The organism is Reticulibacter mediterranei, assembly GCF_016587455.1.
The window spans coordinates 2,447,861-2,465,253 of record NZ_BNJK01000001.1 but is presented as its reverse complement, the minus strand read 5'-3'; the positions used below and the strand labels follow the sequence as shown (position 1 = coordinate 2,465,253).

The window sequence follows — 17,393 nt, the reverse complement described above, 5'->3', positions numbered from 1 at the left end:
GATGGATCTTGTTGATATGCCTGTTTCTACCGCTCCATACTACCTGATAACTGGTGGTATGCCGTTGCGGGGAGAGGTCTCTATTAGCGGTGCGAAGAATGCTGTGACAAAAATGGTGATCGCGTCGCTACTCACCGCTGAGCAATGCACATTGCGCAATGTGCCGCTGCTCGGCGATCTCGATCTGACCATCAAGCTCTGCCAGGGTCTTGGCTCCCAGGTGCAGCTTGAAGATCATACGTTGACGATCCACACGCCAGAGGTCGGCGAAACCAGGATTTCCACCACCGTTGGCGGTCTGAATCGCATTGCGGTAATGACGATCGGGCCGTTGTTGCATCGTTGTGGTGAGGTCTCGATCCCACGTCCGGGCGGCGATCGTATCGGACCTCGCCCGATTGACTTTCATATTCAGGGCTTGCAACAGATGGGGGCTAAGATCGTTGAGCGCGATGGCCTGTATTATTGTTCGAGCGCGAAACGGCTGCACGGTGCAACGATCAAACTACCCTTTCCCAGCGTCATGGCGACGGAGAACTTTCTGATCACGGCTTCTCTGGCGAAGGGTGTGACGATCATTGAGAATGCCGCAAACGAGCCGGAAATTATCGATCTGATCAAGTTGCTGCAAAAGATGGGAGCGATCATTGAGCTAAAGGTGGATCGGCGTATCGTTGTGGAGGGCGTGGATCGCTTACGGGGAGCTGGTCACACGCTGTTGAGCGACCGCAACGAGGCCGTTTCGCTGGCGATTGCAACCTATCTCACAAGGGGCGATGTCTATCTGCGACGTGCGCAACAGGATACGCTGCTCACCTTTTTGAATACTCTGTCAAAAATGAAGTTGCGCTTTGAGGTAGATGACGAGGGCATTCGCTTCTGTGCTACCGATAGCCCTCCCCCAGCTATCGCGTTAGAGACTGATGTCCATCCAGGGTTTATGACCGATTGGCAACAGCCATTTACGGTCTTGTTAACTCAGGCCGAGGGCATCTCTGTGGTGCATGAGACGATTTATGAGGATCGTTTTGGTTATACCAGTGCCCTGAGAGGGATGGGCGCTCATATTGGCCTTTATACCAAGTGCCTCGGCGAAGTTCCCTGCCGTTTCCGGGAAAAAGAGCATATGCATAGCTGCGTTGTGCGGGGTCCAACGCCTCTCAGGGGAACGAAGCTCTTTATTCCCGATATCCGTGCTGGTTGCTCATATATTCTAGCTGCCTTGTGCGCTGAAGGCACTTCTGAAGTCTATGGTATCGAGCATATCGAGCGCGGGTATGAGGAACTTGATGCCAAGCTGCGCGCGCTGGGAGCGAAGATCGAGAAGGTGGAAAACGCTTAGCGCTGGAAACAAAGAGAGCAGGTCGGAACGCTCCGATCTGCTCTCTTTGTTCTATTTATCCTTGCCAGCTTGAGCGAACCTCCCGTAATTGCTCTGGGGTTAAAATCCTGAAGAGAATGACTAGATTTTCCAGGTCATATTCAAGTCCTATCGCATGTAGTTCCTGGCGAATACGACCGAGTGCACTGATTTGTGCCGTTGTAATCATGCCATAGCTGACCAGGCTGGCCGCCAGGAGTTGATCGGGAGTGAGTAACTTAAACATAAGCAAAATTTCACCGAGTTGATAGTTCAAATCCACACCACGTAACATACGCTGTATTCGTTGAGCCACTTCCAGCCGATTCTGGGGAACGAGATGTCCTTCTAGCAGCACGCTGTTGAGTGTGCGGGTTGCCCTGCCGTTGAGTACCTGCGGTTGCACCTGTGATGGCTGTGGTGGGGCAGGTGGCATAGGTGGCAGGCTTTGCATAATGTCGAGCAGCAAAGCGTTATTGGGAGACAACCCCAGATCTACTTCTGCTCCCAGTTCTGAAATCAGGAGCGCCTCTTCAGAGATGGTTGTTTCTGGAACGCTGGCCTTGTTTTTCACCTTTTCATTGCTGACGAGTTCGCCTGAAATTTGATGCAGCGTCTCCTCTTCAGGCTCTTCGGTAATATATGCTTGCCCTTCTTCTACCAGCGGCGGTTCCGACACTGGTGGAGTTTTCATCGGCTGTGGTGCTGGTTGTGCTGCAATAGAAGCCAGCGGTTGTATAGCTGCGGGAGTTTGCGGTGGTTGCCCATAGGCAGCACGTGCAATCGCTTCAGTACGCCTGGCTCCCTCTGTGTTGGAATGACCACTGTCAGGACGCTCAGCCGGTATATCCTGAATGGGAGAGGCGCGTAATGGCTGTGCGCTGATGATTGTATGCTCAGGAGCCTGGGTTGGCCGAACTGGTGCAGGGGGCGTTGTATGGGTAATAAAGCCAGTTGTGCCTGTCGTCATATCTGGACTATATGCCGGGCGCACGGGAGCAGGCGAGGCGTAACCTGTAGGCGTTGCCGGAGGTTCTGGAGCTTGCGCAGGCCGAGTTGGTGCGGGTGCGGCATAGCTCACGGGTTCTACCGGGTTCTCAGGAGTGGGCATCGGACGAACCGGAGCCTGAGCTGCGTAGTTCATCGTTGCTGCACTGGTTGTGCTCTGCGGAATATTGGGAGCGGGAAAAGATGGTTCCTCGGTCTGCCGTGGCTCAGTAGCCTGGTAAGAATACGTATTTCTTATCGGGTAGTCTGTCACCTGTTGTTGCGACGACTGACGCTCTTGAAGCATGCGCGAAAGTTGCGCTAACCCCGATTCCTGTTGTCCCTCTGTGCCGATTTGTCCGTTTGCCAGCCGTTGCAATGTTGTAGCCTCGACCGGTGCTGAGGGCATAGGTGGCGGCGAGGGAGCGTAAGAGGATGATTCGTAAGTCGCTCTGTTTTCAGGTGGCGTCGAGACGGTACCATTTCCCTGTGGCGTCCAGACGCGTTGATTGGGATAAAGCACAGCACGTATTTTATCCGTATAGGTTGATGTGCCACTACCCATTGCTTCAGATGGCGTGTCTGCTAAGGGAGATGTTGGTATGGTCGAAGCTATGTGCGTAGCGGCAGCTGGAGTGCTGGGCGGCGATTGGACCGGAGAGGGCGGCCTGGGCAGCTGTGATGATAATGTATCATTGGCAGAAGGTCGGGCTATAGTACTGCTGGTATTAAATAGAGCATTTAAGGATGGTGAGTATTGAGGGGCCGTCGTTCTTGAAATAGTTGAAGGCGAGGGAGGCATCTGGGCTGGAGGTGCTGGTGTTACCATCCTGGGCATTCGTGGCATTGTGCCTGTGTTAGCTTTGACACCATTCCCGGGTATTCGTGCTCGTACTGTATCAATGAGATTGACAATGCCGAGCATGCCATCAATTTCAACGTCTACCATAGCCTGCGAGCGGTCTTCCGAGTCGTGCGGCCCATAACCTGCGATATTCGTACAACGGAGAGTCAATACCTGGACGCCGCGCCCTCGCCGCTGCGAATCCAGAGCTACCCAGAACTCTCGTCGCGCTGCCGCTGCCTGCGCTACATTGACAAGCACAATTTTAATGGGATAACGAGCGATTGCATCAAATACTTCCACGGCTGTCCGAGCCGTATGGCATTCATAGCCAGCAAGCTGGAACTCGCTGGTAAGTAATACTGCTAATTGTTGATCTCGCTCAAAAAGTAGAATATGAGGTCCACCAGTACTGATGTTCATATCCGCATCACTCCGGTTACTGTACGCACGTTGATTGAGTGTACAGGGCGGCAGCATCGTCGCTGGCTGCCTGACCCATGATCTATCTGCGTATCTTTATAATTTTTCACGGTACCTTTTTCGTATAGCTAAGTCTTATCTATTGGCGCTAGTATAGCATACATCTCCCGCAATGTCATAATGGGTGCGACAGAAGTAACCCGTGATGCGCGCAATTCTGTCAATTGTTCAGATAAGTGAGCAGAAGAGCCGTCGTACGGAAGCCACAATGACATCACTGCTTGATTGTGTGCATAATAATAGACACACCATCGACGTGTGTTATTGATGACCCGATGATGTAAGAAGATTCAGAGAAGCAGGAGTAGTGTTGAGCATGAGTCAATCATCAATTCGTCCCGTTGTTGCTTTTATGACAGATTTTGGGCTTGGCGATGGCGATGTGGGAGTGATGAAGGGCGTGGCGCTGGGGATTACGCCGGAGGCCCAGATTGTGGATATTACGCACGATGTTGCCCCACAAAATGTGTCTTCGGGAGCCTGGATACTCGCCGCCAGCTATCGCTATTTTCCGAAAGGCACCGTCTTTGTCTGCGTGGTTGATCCGGGCGTGGGTAGTACGCGTCGCCCTATTGCTGTCAGGGCGGGTGACTGGATCTTTGTGGGGCCTGATAACGGGTTATTTGACCGCGTGCTGGCCGAGCAGACGTTCCATGAGGCAGTTACGCTTGCCAATCCCGCTTATCGCTTGCAGCAGGTGAGTTCGACCTTTCACGGGCGCGATATCTTTGCTCCAGCGGGAGCACACCTCGCTGGTGGCGTCGCTCTTGCAGAACTGGGGGAACGGCTGGAACTGGCAGATCTGGTACATATTGACCCCTCTCTGGCCGCGCGGCAGGGAGAGCGCATAGAGGCCGAGGTGTTGCATATCGATAATTTTGGCAATATCATTACCAATATTCCGTTGAGCCTGGTCCCTGATCTGTTCTCCAGCCACGCCATACAGCTTGGCTTCCCAGCTCTCAATCAGGCCGTGGCGGAGCGCCGTCGCTTCTTTGCCGATGTGCCTGGGGGTGATGGACAGGAAGCGCGTCCATTTATCTACGGCGATAGTTCGGGCTATGTGGGTATTGCCATACGAAATGGGAACGCAGCGCGTACGTTGCACGTGAGCTATGGGGAGAAGATAATTGGAACGATAAATGCATAGGCCGGAAAGGGCATTTTTGCCTGATCCTATTGGCATGGTTGGATGTAACTTTTCATGGATGATCTGCGTTCTTAGTAATAGATGACTATGGCAGTTATCTTCCAGGAGGAAAAGATGCTCTGTCAATCGACTTCTAGCAAGCGAGCAATTGCTATCTCACTCGTTCTTGAGATTGAAAGCTTGAGATTATAATTCTTAGAGAAGGAAGATTGAGGGGGCATAGACTTAACTTCCTGGCAGAAATATGCTATAATGAGCTTATACCCTTTTAGATGGGCAAGGGTGATTGGCAGTGTTTTGATGGTGGGGGGCGGCGACGTAGCCGTATCAGTGGTTCATTTTTATGACCAGTGGTAGCGTTAAGAAAGGATAGATTGAAACATTGCAGGAGCATCAGCATGATGCGTCTTACGACACTATCCCATCGTACCCGATCATGGGTGTGGGCAAAAAATGCAATCGGTCACAAGAAGAATATCCTCCGATATGTAGATAAGGGCTGGTTCTCTCGCGTTGAGGTCGCGGAAGAAACTGGCCCTTTCGGTCTTATTGCACCTGGATGTTTGGGTGGTTCTGGATGGCAGTGGACATTGTAGGCAAACCGGGAGGTGCATAATCCATCCCTCCCACTTTTAATGTCGCTTAATGTCGCCCCTGTCTTCTCGTTCCATTCGCGCAAGGAGTGTGTTTCCCTGGCTGTCACTTGTAGCATTGTCTAAAGGAATGGTGTAGGATTTTTTCCCTGGCATTCTTGAGGTCAAGAGGCTTTCTTACACCATAGTCTTACAACAGAGAGAGGGTGAACCATGGATCTGGTGAAGCGGTTGGAGGAATATAGAGATCGTGAGCGAGAACTCATGTGGGAAGGGAACTTCGCACAGTACTTCGAGTTTGCAGGCAAAAAACCTGAAGTCACGCAACTTTCCCATGAGCGCATTTATCATATGATTATGGATGCTGGGGTCGAAACGACTCGGACTGGTGATCAGCGTTATAAATTCTTCAGCCAGGAGATCTTCGGTATTGAAAAGCCTCTCCAGCAAATTGTTGACTACTTCCACTCTGCCGCTCAGCGTTTGGAAGTACGTAAACGCGTGCTGCTGCTAATGGGACCGGTTGGCGGCGGTAAGTCTACAATTGTTTACCTGCTGAAACGAGGATTAGAGGCATATAGCCGCACTCCTGCCGGGGCGATCTATGCGATTAAGGGTTGCCCGATGCATGAAGAACCCCTCCACTTGATCCCACATGAGCTGCGTGCTGATGTTGAAAAAGAGTTTGGCCTTTACATTGAAGGTGATCTTTGTCCCCACTGCCGCTACATGGTCGATAATGAGTATAAGGGGCGTATTGAAGATGTCCCGGTGAAGCGCATCTCCTTCAGCGAAAAATATCGTATCGGCGTCGGTACCTTTACCCCCTCTGATCCTAAGTCTCAGGATATCAGTGAGCTGGTGGGTGGCATTGACCTCTCTACCATCGGCGAGGTTGGCGTCGAGAGCGATCCCCGCGCGTATCGTTTCGATGGCGAACTGAATATTGCCAATCGCGGTATCATGGAATTTGTTGAGATGTTGAAGACGGATGAGAAGTTCCTCTACGTCCTTCTGACGCTCAGCCAGGAGCAGAACATCAAGACCGGGCGCTTCAGCATGATCTACGCCGATGAGGTGGTAGTCAGCCATACCAATGAGCATGAATATCAGTCATTCGTTGGCAATAAGAAGTCGGAAGCGCTGCAAGACCGCATCATTCTGGTAAAGGTTCCGTATAATCTGCGCGTCTCCGATGAGGTGAAAATCTACGAGAAACTGCTCAAGCAAAGCTCTCTGCAAAACGTCCATATTGCTCCGTATACCCTGCGCATCGCCAGTATCTTTGCCATTCTGACCCGTCTGGAAGCGTCCAAGAAAGCGGGTATGAGCTTGATGAAGAAGCTCAAACTTTATGATGGCGAGGATATGGAGGATTTCAAGCAGAAGGATGTGCGCGAGCTACAGGATGAGGCACAGCGCGAGGGCATGGATGGCATCTCGCCTCGCTACGTCATCAACCGTCTTTCCAACGCACTCATCAAGCCAAATGTTACCTGCATTAATCCTATTGATGCGTTACGTGCGCTGCGCGATGGCCTGGATCAGCATACCAGCATCACCCGCGAGGAGCGCGAGCGTTATCTGAACTTTGTCAGTGAAGCGCGTAAAGAATACGATGAACTGGCACGGAAAGAAGTGCAGCGCGCCTTCGTCTACTCCTATGAGGAGTCGGCTCGCACGTTGTTGAACAACTACCTCGATAACGTGGAGGCGTATTGCAATAAAACCAAGTTGCGTGATCCGATCACCGACGAGGAAGTGGAGCCAGATGAGCATCTGATGCGCTCCATTGAAGAACAGATTGGCGTCTCTGAGAATGCCAAGCGTTCCTTCCGCGAGGAGATTCTGATCCGTATCTCGTCGCTGGCTCGTAAGGGACAGACCTTCGATTACACCAGCCACGAGCGCCTCAAAGAAGCGATTGAAAAGAAGCTGTTTGCTGATCTGCGCGATGTGGTGAAGATTACAACATCAGCGCGTACTCCTGATAAAGAGCAACTGCGCAAGATCAATGAAGTCGTTGATCGTTTGATGACAGAGCATGGCTACTGTCATGTGTGCGCGAACGAAATTCTCCGCTACACGGGCAGCCTCTTGAACCGTTAGTTGTTGGCAGATACCAGATTCAGGTTTGCTCCACCGGGGTTTCCCTCACGGGAACCTCGGTGAAGTATCCTGAGATCGATCAACGTCCTTCCAACGAGGATGGCTGCACAGGTATCCACATCCCCGTTTTGGCATATATGAAGGAGAAGTGTTATGTCTGTCTCACAGCACGATTGGTCGTTGCACCGCAAGGGGCAGGTTGACCAGGAGCGCCACAAAGAGAAGATCCGCGAGGCAGTCAAGAAGAACCTGGGTGAGATTGTCAGCGAGGAAAGCATTATTCTCTCCGATGGCAAAAAGATGGTCCGCGTTCCCATTCGCTCCCTCGAAGAGTATCGCTTCCGCTACGATCCGGGCCGCCAGACGCACGCCGGACAGGGCAATGGTAAGAGCAAGGTTGGTGATGTCGTGGCCCAGGAACCCCGACAGGGCAAAGGGAAAAAGGGCGATGCCGGCAAAGAAGCTGGCTATGATTATTATGAGGCCGAGATCACGATGGAAGAGCTGGCCGCGATGATCTTCGAGGATCTCTCCCTACCTAACCTCGAACAGAAGCGCCAGCAGGAGATGGAGACCGAGGCGGTGCGCTTTACCGATGTGCGCAAAAAGGGGCCGATGACCAACCTCGATAAAAAGCGCACGATCATGGAAAATATGAAGCGCAACGCGGCTAGAGGTGAGGCTCGCTTCAAAGATATCAAAAATGAGGATTTGCGCTTCAAGGTCTGGGAGCCAACCATCAAGTATCAGTCCAATGCGGTTGTAATTGCTATGATGGATGTTTCGGGCAGTATGGGTGAATTCGAGAAGTACATTGCAAGAAGCTTCTACTTCTGGATGGTGCGCTTCTTGCGTACGAAATATAACAATGTGCATATCGTGTTCATCAGCCATCATACCGAAGCGAAAGAAGTGACTGAAGAGGAATTCTTCCATAAGGGCGAGAGCGGTGGTACACAGGTATCGTCTGCGTACGAACTGGCCTTGCAGGTCATTCAGGAGCGCTACAATCCGTATGACTGGAACATCTATCCCTTTCACTTCTCCGATGGAGATAACCTGCCCTGGGACAATGATCGCTGCGTGCAGCTTGTGAATAAGCTGATGGAGCTATGTAACATCTTTGGCTATGGCGAGATCCGTGAGGGCCATTATCGCTCGCCCAGCACGCTGATGTCGGCGTATAACAAGATTACCGACAAGAAGTTTATTGCAGTGACCATTTCCGATAAGAAAGAGGTGTATCCAGCTCTGCGCAAATTCTTTGCTCAACGTGGCGATGCTGTTCCGGTTAGATAGTCAGGAGCTTCCTATATGACAACACTTGATGGTTCTAATCCCGATATTGAGCGGTTGCGTGACGGCATCGATGCGGCCTGGGAGGAAGCCCGCAAGTTCGGCCTCGATCCATTCCCCACTCATTTTGAGCTGGTGCCCGCGTCCATCATGTATGAGTTTGCCTCCTATGGTCTGCCTGGCCGTTTCAGCCATTGGACTTTCGGCAAGGCATACTATCGGCAGAAGATGCAGTATGACTTCGGATTGAGCAAGATTTATGAGATGGTGGTAAACACCAATCCCAGCTATGCCTTCCTGATGGAGATGAACAACCTGCTGCAAAATACCTTTGTGGCAGCGCATGTTTTTGGTCATACCGATTTCTTCAAGAACAACGCCTACTTTCAGCATACCTCGCGCCGCATGATCGATAAGGTCAGCGTGCATGCGGACCGTATCGCCAAATACGAGTTCGATCATGGCAAGGATGCGGTAGAGCATTTCCTCGATGCGGCCCTTTCCATTCAGGAACACGTGGACTACAACCTGTTGCTACGTGAGGATGAGCCGCAGAAAGAGGAGAAGTTCAAGGAGCGAGCCACCGAATATGACGATCTGTGGAACCTGGATCAGCGCCAGCAAAGGGCCGAGGAGGAGCGCGATCTACACCATATCAGGCCGCCTAAGTTCCCGGAAAAACCTGAGAAAGATATTCTGCTCTTCTTGATGCATCACGCCCCGCATCTGCAAGACTGGCAACGTGACATCCTCGAAATCGTACGGTCCGAAATGCTGTACTTTGTGCCACAGATGCAAACTAAGACTATGAACGAGGGTTGGGCATCTCTTTGGCACTCGCGTATAATGCGAGAATTGGCGGAACGAGGCGTAATTACGGACGCTGAAATGCTTGAGTTTGCCCAATTGCATTCAGGTGTTCTCTCCCCATCGCGTACCTCGCTCAATCCCTATTACATCGGCTTCAAGATGCTGGAAGATATTGAGCGCCGTTGGGATAGTCCCACGACGGAGGAGCGGGAGCGGCTTGGGCGTAAGCCAGGGCGTGGGCGCGAGAAGCTCTTCGAGATTCGTGAGATGGAGAATGATGTCTCATTCTTGCGGAACTACCTGACCGAAGATCTGATCAAGGATCTCGACCTCTATCTCTACAAGAAAGAGGGCGACGAGTGGGTGATTGTCGAGAAAGATTGGCGTAAAGTGCGCGATATGATCGTCGGCAATATGACCAACTTTGGGTATCCCTATCTCGTTGTGGAGAATGGCGACTATCGAGGGAACCGCGAACTCTATATCAAACACTTGTATGAGGGGCAGGAGCTTGATCTGGCCTATGCCGAGAAGACGCTGCAACATGTCTATCTGATCTGGGGACGCCCCGTTCACCTTGAGACTATGTTCGATAACAAGCGTATCTTGCTCACCTACGATGGAGAGCGCAACTCGAAGAGTACGCTGGAAAAATAGCGTCTCTGTAGCAGAAAGAATGGAGATCGATCACGTGCGGTCTCCATTCTTTTTTGTTGCCCACATAGTGAGTAAATAGCCAGAGGCGAGTAGTTAAAAAGGATGAGTCTGTGATGCATTTGTGATGTAAAAGATAGTAATTTATAGGAATTGACGCAAATGTTCTTATTCGATATACTAGGGTCAATCAATCACAGCTTTTGTGCTGTATAGGACAATGCATATATATTGCATGCTTGTCCTTTGGAGAGTTCTATGAAGCATGTTCCTATCTACACGATTGGTTATGGTAATCGTTCAGTTGATGAATTTATTGCTCTATTACTGCGCTATCACATCGAATATATTATCGATGTCCGTTCTCAACCCTACTCTCGTTACAGCCCAGACTTTGCGAAGAAAACGCTTGAAGCGCGCTTAGAGCAACAAAATATCGGTTACGTTTTTATGGGCAATCTACTGGGTGGGCGACCAGAAGATAAAACGTGTTATGTGGATGGGCGGGTAGATTACGCTATAGTCGGGACGAAGGCATTCTATCTGCAAGGCATTCAGCGTCTCCGTACCGCCTGGGAGAAGCAGTTGTGTGTCGCTCTCCTGTGTGCCGAAGCGAAGCCGCAGGAGTGTCATCGCAGCAAGCTGATCGGCAATACGCTATTTGAGCAGGGCATCACAGTAGCCCATATCGATGAAACGGGAGAATGCAAAACGCAAAAGGCGATCAATATGTTGGTTTTGTCGAGCCGATTGCAACGATTCCTGCTCAAACGCTGGTACGTGTCTCTCTGGCTCGCTGGTGGCGCTTGCGTGCGCAGGACGAGGAGCGCTGCTATCTCCAACTCTCAGGTTGGTTTCTCTGACTTCGTATAGTCTTGAAATTGATAAACTTTTGTTGATGATTGTTTTGTTTACTGGTTCCTCTGTACTTTTTTTATGCTGCAATGCTGTTTAGGAGTAATCAAATGCAAATAACGACATTAGGTGAACTCGGTGATACAATCGTCTTGACATTGCCTGCTTCTGTGATTAAGGCGTTACATCTGCATGCGGGCGAGGAGCTGGCTATTGAGGTAGAGGGCGAGCGGATTGTGCTGACCAGAGTTCCAGCCAGTTTTTGTCATGTGCGGGTCGTATATCAAACGCTTGCTCAGTATTGTCAAAATGTAGCTCATGTCCCCAGTTAAAAGGCAGCGGGAGCGCGTTACATTCTCTGGAAAGCGTGCGACGCGCTCCAACCACACCTACCAGTAACGTTCCTCTTTCCAGGGATTGGCGCTATTGCTATAGCCGCGCTGTTCCCAGAAGCCGGGACGATCATTGGCCATAAATTCTAAGCCGTAAAGCCATTTTGCGCTCTTATAGAAGTAGAGCTTCGGAATCAACAGACGTACGGGGCCGCCATGCTCCAGTTCGAGATCCTGTCCGTCGTGTTTAATAACAATCATTACATCGTCGTCGTCAAGATTTTCGAGCGGGATGTTGGTTGTATAGCCCGTCCACGAGTGGGCCATGACGAACTTTGCTGTTGAGAGTGGCTTTGCGCGTTGTAAGATCTCGCGGATATGGACACCTTCCCAGATGTTGTCGTAGCGGCTCCACGTCGTCACACAATGAATATCGGCCTTCAATGTGGTACGTGGAAGTTGCAAAAACTCTTCCCACGTCAACTCAAACGGATTCTCTACCTGTCCCTTGATCTTGAGCTTCCAGTCCGGCGGCAGCTCTTTCGGCGTTCGCTCATAGCTCAATACGGGCCATTTGGCCGTCAGGTATTGGCCGGGCGGGAGGCGATCCAGTCCATCCGCACGTTTCTCATCATGATTGGCTGATTTTTTCCCGAATAAATGCATTGCGCGCTCCTTTATTAAGAGAGAGTCTCATGTATGTTTGTCTGCGTCGTAAGGTGACAATAGGCTGTGAAGGTATATGCTGAAGAGTTGCTTTTTATTCTACTGTGAAAATTACTCACCAGATACCTTCCTAAACGCATAGATAGAGGAGAGATATTCCCATATCTCTCCTTACTGGGAATATCGCAATGTGAGTTGTGGAATAGGCGATCTTCTATACCCTGATGCCTATTTTTAGCGTATATTGTATATGACTCACTCTAAGATCATTATGTTACACCTTTAATGGGAGTTATTGTCATGGTTATCTTTCTGCTGGCTCTGATCGGTGCTGTTGCCGTGATGATTGTGCTTGCCATTGGACGGCTCGCCTTTGGCCGCCGCGAAAAATTTGATCGGCGGAAGTTTTTCCCCTGGCTGCTCCGTTACTTCATCTTTAACTACCTCTTCTGTCTGCTCATCCTGTATCTCTCTCTGCCAGCTTTAACCGGACCGTTCTGGGGATGGCAATGGCTGGTCTGGCCCCTCATCATTAGCTGCATTGCGAATCTGTTTGCCTTTGCTCGTCCTGCGGTGGGGATGTTGGAGGATGTTTCGGCGGCAGCACAGAGCGGACGCTTTCGCACTGTTGGCGGTTCTGAGCAGAGTATGCCGCGTGATTTCTCACGTGGGGCCGTCGCCGCAGCCATCTTTGGCCTGATTATTGCTGGTCTGGTGGGTATTGTCGCTCCGTTGTTGATCACCATTTTTTCCACATGGTTTGATATCAATGCAAAGGCACTGGCGGCTATTCCCAATGTCAGGATACAGAAATCTGCGGTGCTGCCGCCAACCGACGCCAATCATATTGTGCTTGTCAGCAAGGGTGTGGCGGCCTATAAGGGACAGCAAGTGCTTGGCTCCAATGGACAAAACCTCGGCTCTGCTTACGGGCTTGACCCTGATAGCTACACGTTGCAGTCGATCAAAGGTCATCTCTATTATGTTGCTCCGCTTTCATATAACAATATCTTTGTGAATCTCTCCAATCCTACGACGCCCGGGTTTGTCGTGGTGGATGCTGAGAATCCCCAGGCGGTGCCACAGTTGCGCACCGAAGACACACAGGCGGGAACCTCGCTGCGTTTTCTGCCAGGCGCGCTGCTCAATCAAGATCTCTTGCGTCATGTCTACCTGAGCGGATATACCAATGGTCGCCTGCTTGATCCTACGCTGGAGGTGGACGATAACTACCATCCATATTGGACGGTTTCCTTGATGCAGCCTATTCGCGGCTATGTTGGTGATGTGCTGAGCGATGTGTTGATTGTTGATGCACATACCGGCGTCATTACAAAATACGCGCCACAGGGCGTGCCAAAGTGGGTTGATCGCGTGATGCCCGCCTCGACCGTCTCGCAATACCTGCAATGGTGGGGTCTCTATCATGCCGCCCCCTGGTTCAATCCTTCTGGTCTGGGACAGGAGACACCGGCTAGCGATCCCGAATTGCTCTATAATCGCGTCGATCAGCCGGTGTGGTTGATTCCCATGACCTCCTCTTCGTCCAACAATAACTCAAGTACAGGCGTGTTCCTCTTCAACACCTACAAGAACGAGGCTGATTTCTATCCGCTGGCTGGCATCGGTATTGGCGATAATGTTGTCAGCACCTTCAAATCAACGCGCTCCAACATCCGCAACTACGATGTTTCCAGCGTGCAGCTCTACCAGATCTATAATACGCCGACCTGGGTTGCCATTTATGTGCAGAGTACCGGCTCTCCCAGCGATAGCGGAAGCAGAACCAGCGAGACCGTGAGCGGTATCTTCCAGGCGGTGGGCTTGGTGGACGCCAGGAACTTGAATGGGAGCAATGTGCAGTTTGATACCTCGCTAACTCAGGCTTTGCAGGATTATCAGCAGTGGTTAACGCAACAAGGCACAGGTGGGGGAGTGACCAGTGGCGGGCAGCAGACCGTTACCGGGAAGGTCTTGCGCATCTCCTCGGTTCAGCAGGGAGGGAGCACCGTCTATTACCTGCAAATCGAGGGGCAGAAGAACATCTTTACCGCCAATCTTTCGCTCTCACCAAAACTTCCATTGGTGCAGTCCGGCGATACGGTGACAGGAACATTCCAGACTTCCAGTAACTCGGTCGTCAATTTCCAGTCTTTTGATGATACGAGCATCAATCTTGGTGGTACAACACCTGTGCCTTCAGGCACGCCGACGCCTGGTGCTACACCTGCCATCACGCCAACGGCAACGACAAAGCCGAAGCCTTAATGTAAGGTGATCCAGAAAGAGTATATTAAAAAGTAAGTATTCTGAACGCTTGTTTACTCACCGGGTACATAACGTTCCTGGTGAGTATGCTCTCTTTCCTCTCTATGAAAGCTCTACAGGTAGAGCTTCCCCTCTCTATCAACAATGTTTTCGTCTTGCTCGAATGTGGTGTATAATGACCGGGAACAGTGTTGTGCAACTCTCTTTTATACAGTTGATTTGTGGCATAAGATGAGATTGGCGCAAGCTGGCTGTTACAGACAATAGCGCTAGATAGGTGTACGGCTATGGAGGCTGACAGGGAGATGGCTCACTATTTTACGCGAGAAGAGGCAGAAGCTCTTTTACCGGAAATTACCGTCGTGTTGTATAAAATTCAGGAGAGCCATAGAAACGTGCTGGCGCTGAAAACTGAGTTGGAGGAAATTCAGGCGCAAGCGATGGGTAATGGACACCATTTATATGAGCGAATCTTGCGCTTGCAACAAGATGTCGCTGCCTCAATGCAGCAATTGCGCGACGCCTTGGAGGAGCTAGAACCTTTTGGGTGCGAGTTGAAAGATCCCGCGATTGGGCTGATTGATTTTCTCAGCCTGCGCGATGGGGAAGAGGTCTATTTGTGCTGGAAGCTTGGTGAGCAGAGCGTCGCGTTCTGGCATTATCTGCATACGGGCTTTGCTGGTCGCCAGCCATTAGATTGAGGCGTTGATGACCGCTACAACTATTCAAGGTGCACTGGAGCAGGCAACGCGGCAACTGACACAGGCTGGCCTCTCAGGGGCACGGCTCGATGCCCAGGTCTTATTAGCACATCTTTTGAGCGTTGAGCGCAGTGTTTTGTATGCCTATCCCGAACGCGAGATACCTCCCACACTTGCAACGCAGTTCTTTGGGCTTATCGAGCGTCGGAGCAAGGGGGAGCCTGTGGCTTATCTGTTGGGGCATAAAGAGTTTTATGGTCTCGATTTCATAGTTGATCCGCGTGTACTGATTCCCCGGCCCGAAACCGAATTACTGGTTGAAACTGCCCTGGCTCAAATTCATCAGAAAATAACCGCTGAAGCGTTTCCGATTGTGGCCGATATCGGGACAGGGAGCGGCGTTATCCCCATTACGCTTGCAGTTGAAGAGCCGCGCCTGCCCTATCTCTATGCCTGCGATATCTCTGATGATGCCCTGGCAGTGGCTCAACTCAATTGTCAGCGTCATCATGTTACGAATCGTGTGCGTCTGTTGCAGGGCGATCTTCTGGCACCGTTGCCTGAGCCGGTGGATATTCTTACCGCCAACCTGCCCTATGTTGGCACCGAAGAAATGCACGCCATGCCGCGCGACGTGTACGCTTATGAACCTCAACTGGCTCTCTTCAGCGGCCCGGAAGGTCTCGATCTGTTGGAGCGTTTCTGCCGAGAGCTACACCAATCTGATCTGCTCAAGCCTGCCGCTGTTATGCTCCTGGAGATTGGGTATCAGCAGCAAGAATCATTGAAATGTCTGATTCTTGAATTATGGCCGCAATCTGCTGTAACATCTCTAAAAGATTATGCTGGATGGGATCGCATATTACAGATAGTCGTACACGGACGAAAGTAATAGGGACTCGAAAGATCGTCTATCTGCGCGTTTTCTTAGTAGGATGGTTTTCTATAGCGGCAGAGAGGTAGGAGCTCGTTTGTATCTTGCCTGGATTGCACGAAAATACTTCTCCCATAAGGGGGTATCTCGATGGCTTTAGCAGGATCGGCTGAACTATTTTCTCAGCTATTTTTTATCGTGGGTGGTGGGGTTTGTGCCTGTCTCCTCTCATATGGACTCACATTTGGTATTATCAGGATTAGTCGCAAGCTGGGTTGGTTGGATCGCTCGACGGTAGAGCGCCGCAGAATACATAAGGTGCCGGTCCCACGCCTGGGGGGTGTGGCGATATTTCTGGGTTTTGTTATCGCTTCGTTGATTTTCTACAAGCTTGATACAGAGGTGCCAGCCGACGAAATGGTGCGCTACTGGCTCTTGCTGGTGGCCTCTACGCTCATTGTGCTGGTGCATATTTACGATGATATCAAAGGTCTCAAGCCACTGCCGAAGCTGATTGCACAGACAATCGCGGTCGTTATTATTCTTGGACCGTTCGGCTCACAATTTCATGGTGTGCTGCTGTTTGGCTTTAGCAATCCGTTCGGAATGGGTCATACGACTCCGAGCGAGGCACTGTTCCTGCCCTGGTATCTCAGGCCGGAGATTACGATCTTTATTGACTCTGCTGATATTACCTGGATGGCGATCCCGGCGGTGTTGTGTACCTGGTTCTGGATGGTCTGGATGATGAATACCGTCAATTTCATTGATGGGGTGGATGGATTGGCAACTGGAGTGGTGGCCATTGCGGGACTGTTTATCACTATTATCAGTTGCACGTTGGAGCAATACAGTATCGCTGTCCTGGCGGCGACATTTACCGGCGCTGTGGTGGGTTTCCTTCCTCATAATTGGAACCCGGCAAAAATCTTTATGGGCGATACAGGTTCGCAATTTCTCGGCCTCTGTCTGGCGGTACTCTCGGTCATAGGTGGGGCAAAGGTTGCTCTGGCACTGATGTTGCTTGGCATTCCAATCCTTGATGTCGTTGTCGTTGTAATTAGCCGTCTCAGGCGAGGGCGCTCCGTTGCTCAGCATGATACCTCGTCGCACCTGCATTATCGCTTGCTGGCAGCGGGCTTAACAGCACGTCAGATCTGCTATATCTTCTATGGCCTCACTCTGATCTTTGGTGTTCTGGCACTTGAATTTGAACGTGTCTATAAGCTGATCGGTATTGCCCTGGTGGTGCTGACGATGGCGGCGTTGATTATCTGGATCGATTACCGGCAAAGAAAACGGGGCGTTCCAGTTCAGTCCACTACGCAGGAGCTTACGGGGGGAAAAGTTGGAGAGCAATCGTCAGATCGCTCTCGCAAAGATAAAGCCGAGGCAGGGCAAGGGAGCTAGC

13 protein-coding genes are annotated in these 17,393 nt (G+C 51.1%); 11 read left to right on the top strand and 2 right to left on the bottom strand.

Annotated features, from left to right (window positions below; genetic code table 11):
- The first annotated feature begins 1 nt into the window (after position 1).
- The gene (murA, locus tag K3T83_RS10485; protein WP_220202920.1) at positions 2-1,342 is read left to right on the top strand and encodes a UDP-N-acetylglucosamine 1-carboxyvinyltransferase; all 1,341 of its coding nucleotides are present in this window, start codon (positions 2-4) and stop codon (positions 1,340-1,342) included.
- A gap of 55 nt (positions 1,343-1,397) precedes the next feature.
- Here the strand turns inward: murA and K3T83_RS10480 are convergent, their stop codons facing one another.
- Entirely contained in the window at positions 1,398-3,614 is a 2,217-nt protein-coding gene (locus tag K3T83_RS10480) for a hypothetical protein (RefSeq protein ID WP_220202919.1), read from the bottom strand.
- Between the two features lie 376 nt (positions 3,615-3,990).
- Between K3T83_RS10480 and K3T83_RS10475 the strand changes: the two genes are divergently transcribed.
- The 6 genes from K3T83_RS10475 (at position 3,991) to K3T83_RS10450 (ending at position 11,473) form a co-directional block, all read left to right on the top strand.
- Positions 3,991-4,824, top strand: coding sequence for an SAM hydrolase/SAM-dependent halogenase family protein (locus K3T83_RS10475; protein WP_220202918.1), 834 nt, complete (start codon positions 3,991-3,993; stop codon positions 4,822-4,824).
- A gap of 806 nt (positions 4,825-5,630) precedes the next feature.
- Positions 5,631-7,526 (top strand): PrkA family serine protein kinase, encoded by a 1,896-nt coding sequence (locus tag K3T83_RS10470; RefSeq protein ID WP_220202917.1) that lies wholly within the window; start codon positions 5,631-5,633, stop codon positions 7,524-7,526.
- A gap of 153 nt (positions 7,527-7,679) precedes the next feature.
- A complete protein-coding gene (gene yhbH / locus K3T83_RS10465) occupies positions 7,680-8,825 on the top strand; it encodes a sporulation protein YhbH (protein ID WP_220202916.1) in 1,146 nt (381 codons plus the stop codon).
- Between the two features lie 15 nt (positions 8,826-8,840).
- Entirely contained in the window at positions 8,841-10,289 is a 1,449-nt protein-coding gene (locus K3T83_RS10460; RefSeq protein WP_220202915.1) for a SpoVR family protein, read from the top strand.
- A 255-nt stretch (positions 10,290-10,544) separates the two neighbouring features.
- The gene (locus tag K3T83_RS10455; RefSeq protein WP_220202914.1) at positions 10,545-11,159 is read left to right on the top strand and encodes a DUF488 domain-containing protein; all 615 of its coding nucleotides are present in this window, start codon (positions 10,545-10,547) and stop codon (positions 11,157-11,159) included.
- Positions 11,160-11,251: 92 nt separating this feature from the next.
- On the top strand, positions 11,252-11,473 hold the full coding sequence (locus K3T83_RS10450; protein ID WP_220202913.1) for an AbrB/MazE/SpoVT family DNA-binding domain-containing protein: 222 nt from the start codon (positions 11,252-11,254) through the stop codon (positions 11,471-11,473).
- Between the two features lie 57 nt (positions 11,474-11,530).
- Here K3T83_RS10450 and K3T83_RS10445 read toward each other — a convergent pair whose 3' ends face one another.
- Entirely contained in the window at positions 11,531-12,139 is a 609-nt protein-coding gene (locus K3T83_RS10445; RefSeq protein ID WP_220202912.1) for a sulfite oxidase-like oxidoreductase, read from the bottom strand.
- Between the two features lie 300 nt (positions 12,140-12,439).
- On the opposite strand from K3T83_RS10445, the gene K3T83_RS10440 reads away from it, so the two are divergent.
- The 4 genes from K3T83_RS10440 (at position 12,440) to K3T83_RS10425 (ending at position 17,392) form a co-directional block, all read left to right on the top strand.
- Positions 12,440-14,407 (top strand): hypothetical protein, encoded by a 1,968-nt coding sequence (locus K3T83_RS10440; RefSeq protein ID WP_220202911.1) that lies wholly within the window; start codon positions 12,440-12,442, stop codon positions 14,405-14,407.
- Between the two features lie 287 nt (positions 14,408-14,694).
- Positions 14,695-15,108 carry a DUF2203 domain-containing protein gene (locus K3T83_RS10435; RefSeq protein WP_220202910.1) on the top strand — a complete coding sequence of 138 codons (414 nt, stop codon included), beginning with the start codon at positions 14,695-14,697 and terminating at the stop codon, positions 15,106-15,108.
- Between the two features lie 7 nt (positions 15,109-15,115).
- A complete protein-coding gene (gene prmC / locus K3T83_RS10430) occupies positions 15,116-16,000 on the top strand; it encodes a peptide chain release factor N(5)-glutamine methyltransferase (protein WP_220202909.1) in 885 nt (294 codons plus the stop codon).
- A gap of 132 nt (positions 16,001-16,132) precedes the next feature.
- Positions 16,133-17,392, top strand: coding sequence for a glycosyltransferase family 4 protein (locus tag K3T83_RS10425; protein WP_220202908.1), 1,260 nt, complete (start codon positions 16,133-16,135; stop codon positions 17,390-17,392).
- Position 17,393: the final 1 nt, after the last annotated feature.

Bases quoted from the DNA above. Each gene is read 5' to 3' on its own strand.
- K3T83_RS10475 (WP_220202918.1), top strand. From the start codon at position 3,991: ATGAGTCAATCATCAATTCGTCCCGTTGTTGCTTTTATGACAGATTTT.
- K3T83_RS10440 (WP_220202911.1), top strand. From the start codon at position 12,440: ATGGTTATCTTTCTGCTGGCTCTGATCGGTGCTGTTGCCGTGATGATT.
- K3T83_RS10450 (WP_220202913.1), top strand. From the start codon at position 11,252: ATGCAAATAACGACATTAGGTGAACTCGGTGATACAATCGTCTTGACA.
- murA (WP_220202920.1), top strand. From the start codon at position 2: ATGGATCTTGTTGATATGCCTGTTTCTACCGCTCCATACTACCTGATA.
- K3T83_RS10460 (WP_220202915.1), top strand. From the start codon at position 8,841: ATGACAACACTTGATGGTTCTAATCCCGATATTGAGCGGTTGCGTGAC.
- K3T83_RS10435 (WP_220202910.1), top strand. From the start codon at position 14,695: ATGGAGGCTGACAGGGAGATGGCTCACTATTTTACGCGAGAAGAGGCA.
- prmC (WP_220202909.1), top strand. From the start codon at position 15,116: ATGACCGCTACAACTATTCAAGGTGCACTGGAGCAGGCAACGCGGCAA.
- K3T83_RS10425 (WP_220202908.1), top strand. From the start codon at position 16,133: ATGGCTTTAGCAGGATCGGCTGAACTATTTTCTCAGCTATTTTTTATC.
- K3T83_RS10480 (WP_220202919.1), bottom strand. From the start codon at position 3,614: ATGAACATCAGTACTGGTGGACCTCATATTCTACTTTTTGAGCGAGAT.
- K3T83_RS10445 (WP_220202912.1), bottom strand. From the start codon at position 12,139: ATGCATTTATTCGGGAAAAAATCAGCCAATCATGATGAGAAACGTGCG.
- K3T83_RS10455 (WP_220202914.1), top strand. From the start codon at position 10,545: ATGAAGCATGTTCCTATCTACACGATTGGTTATGGTAATCGTTCAGTT.
- K3T83_RS10470 (WP_220202917.1), top strand. From the start codon at position 5,631: ATGGATCTGGTGAAGCGGTTGGAGGAATATAGAGATCGTGAGCGAGAA.
- yhbH (WP_220202916.1), top strand. From the start codon at position 7,680: ATGTCTGTCTCACAGCACGATTGGTCGTTGCACCGCAAGGGGCAGGTT.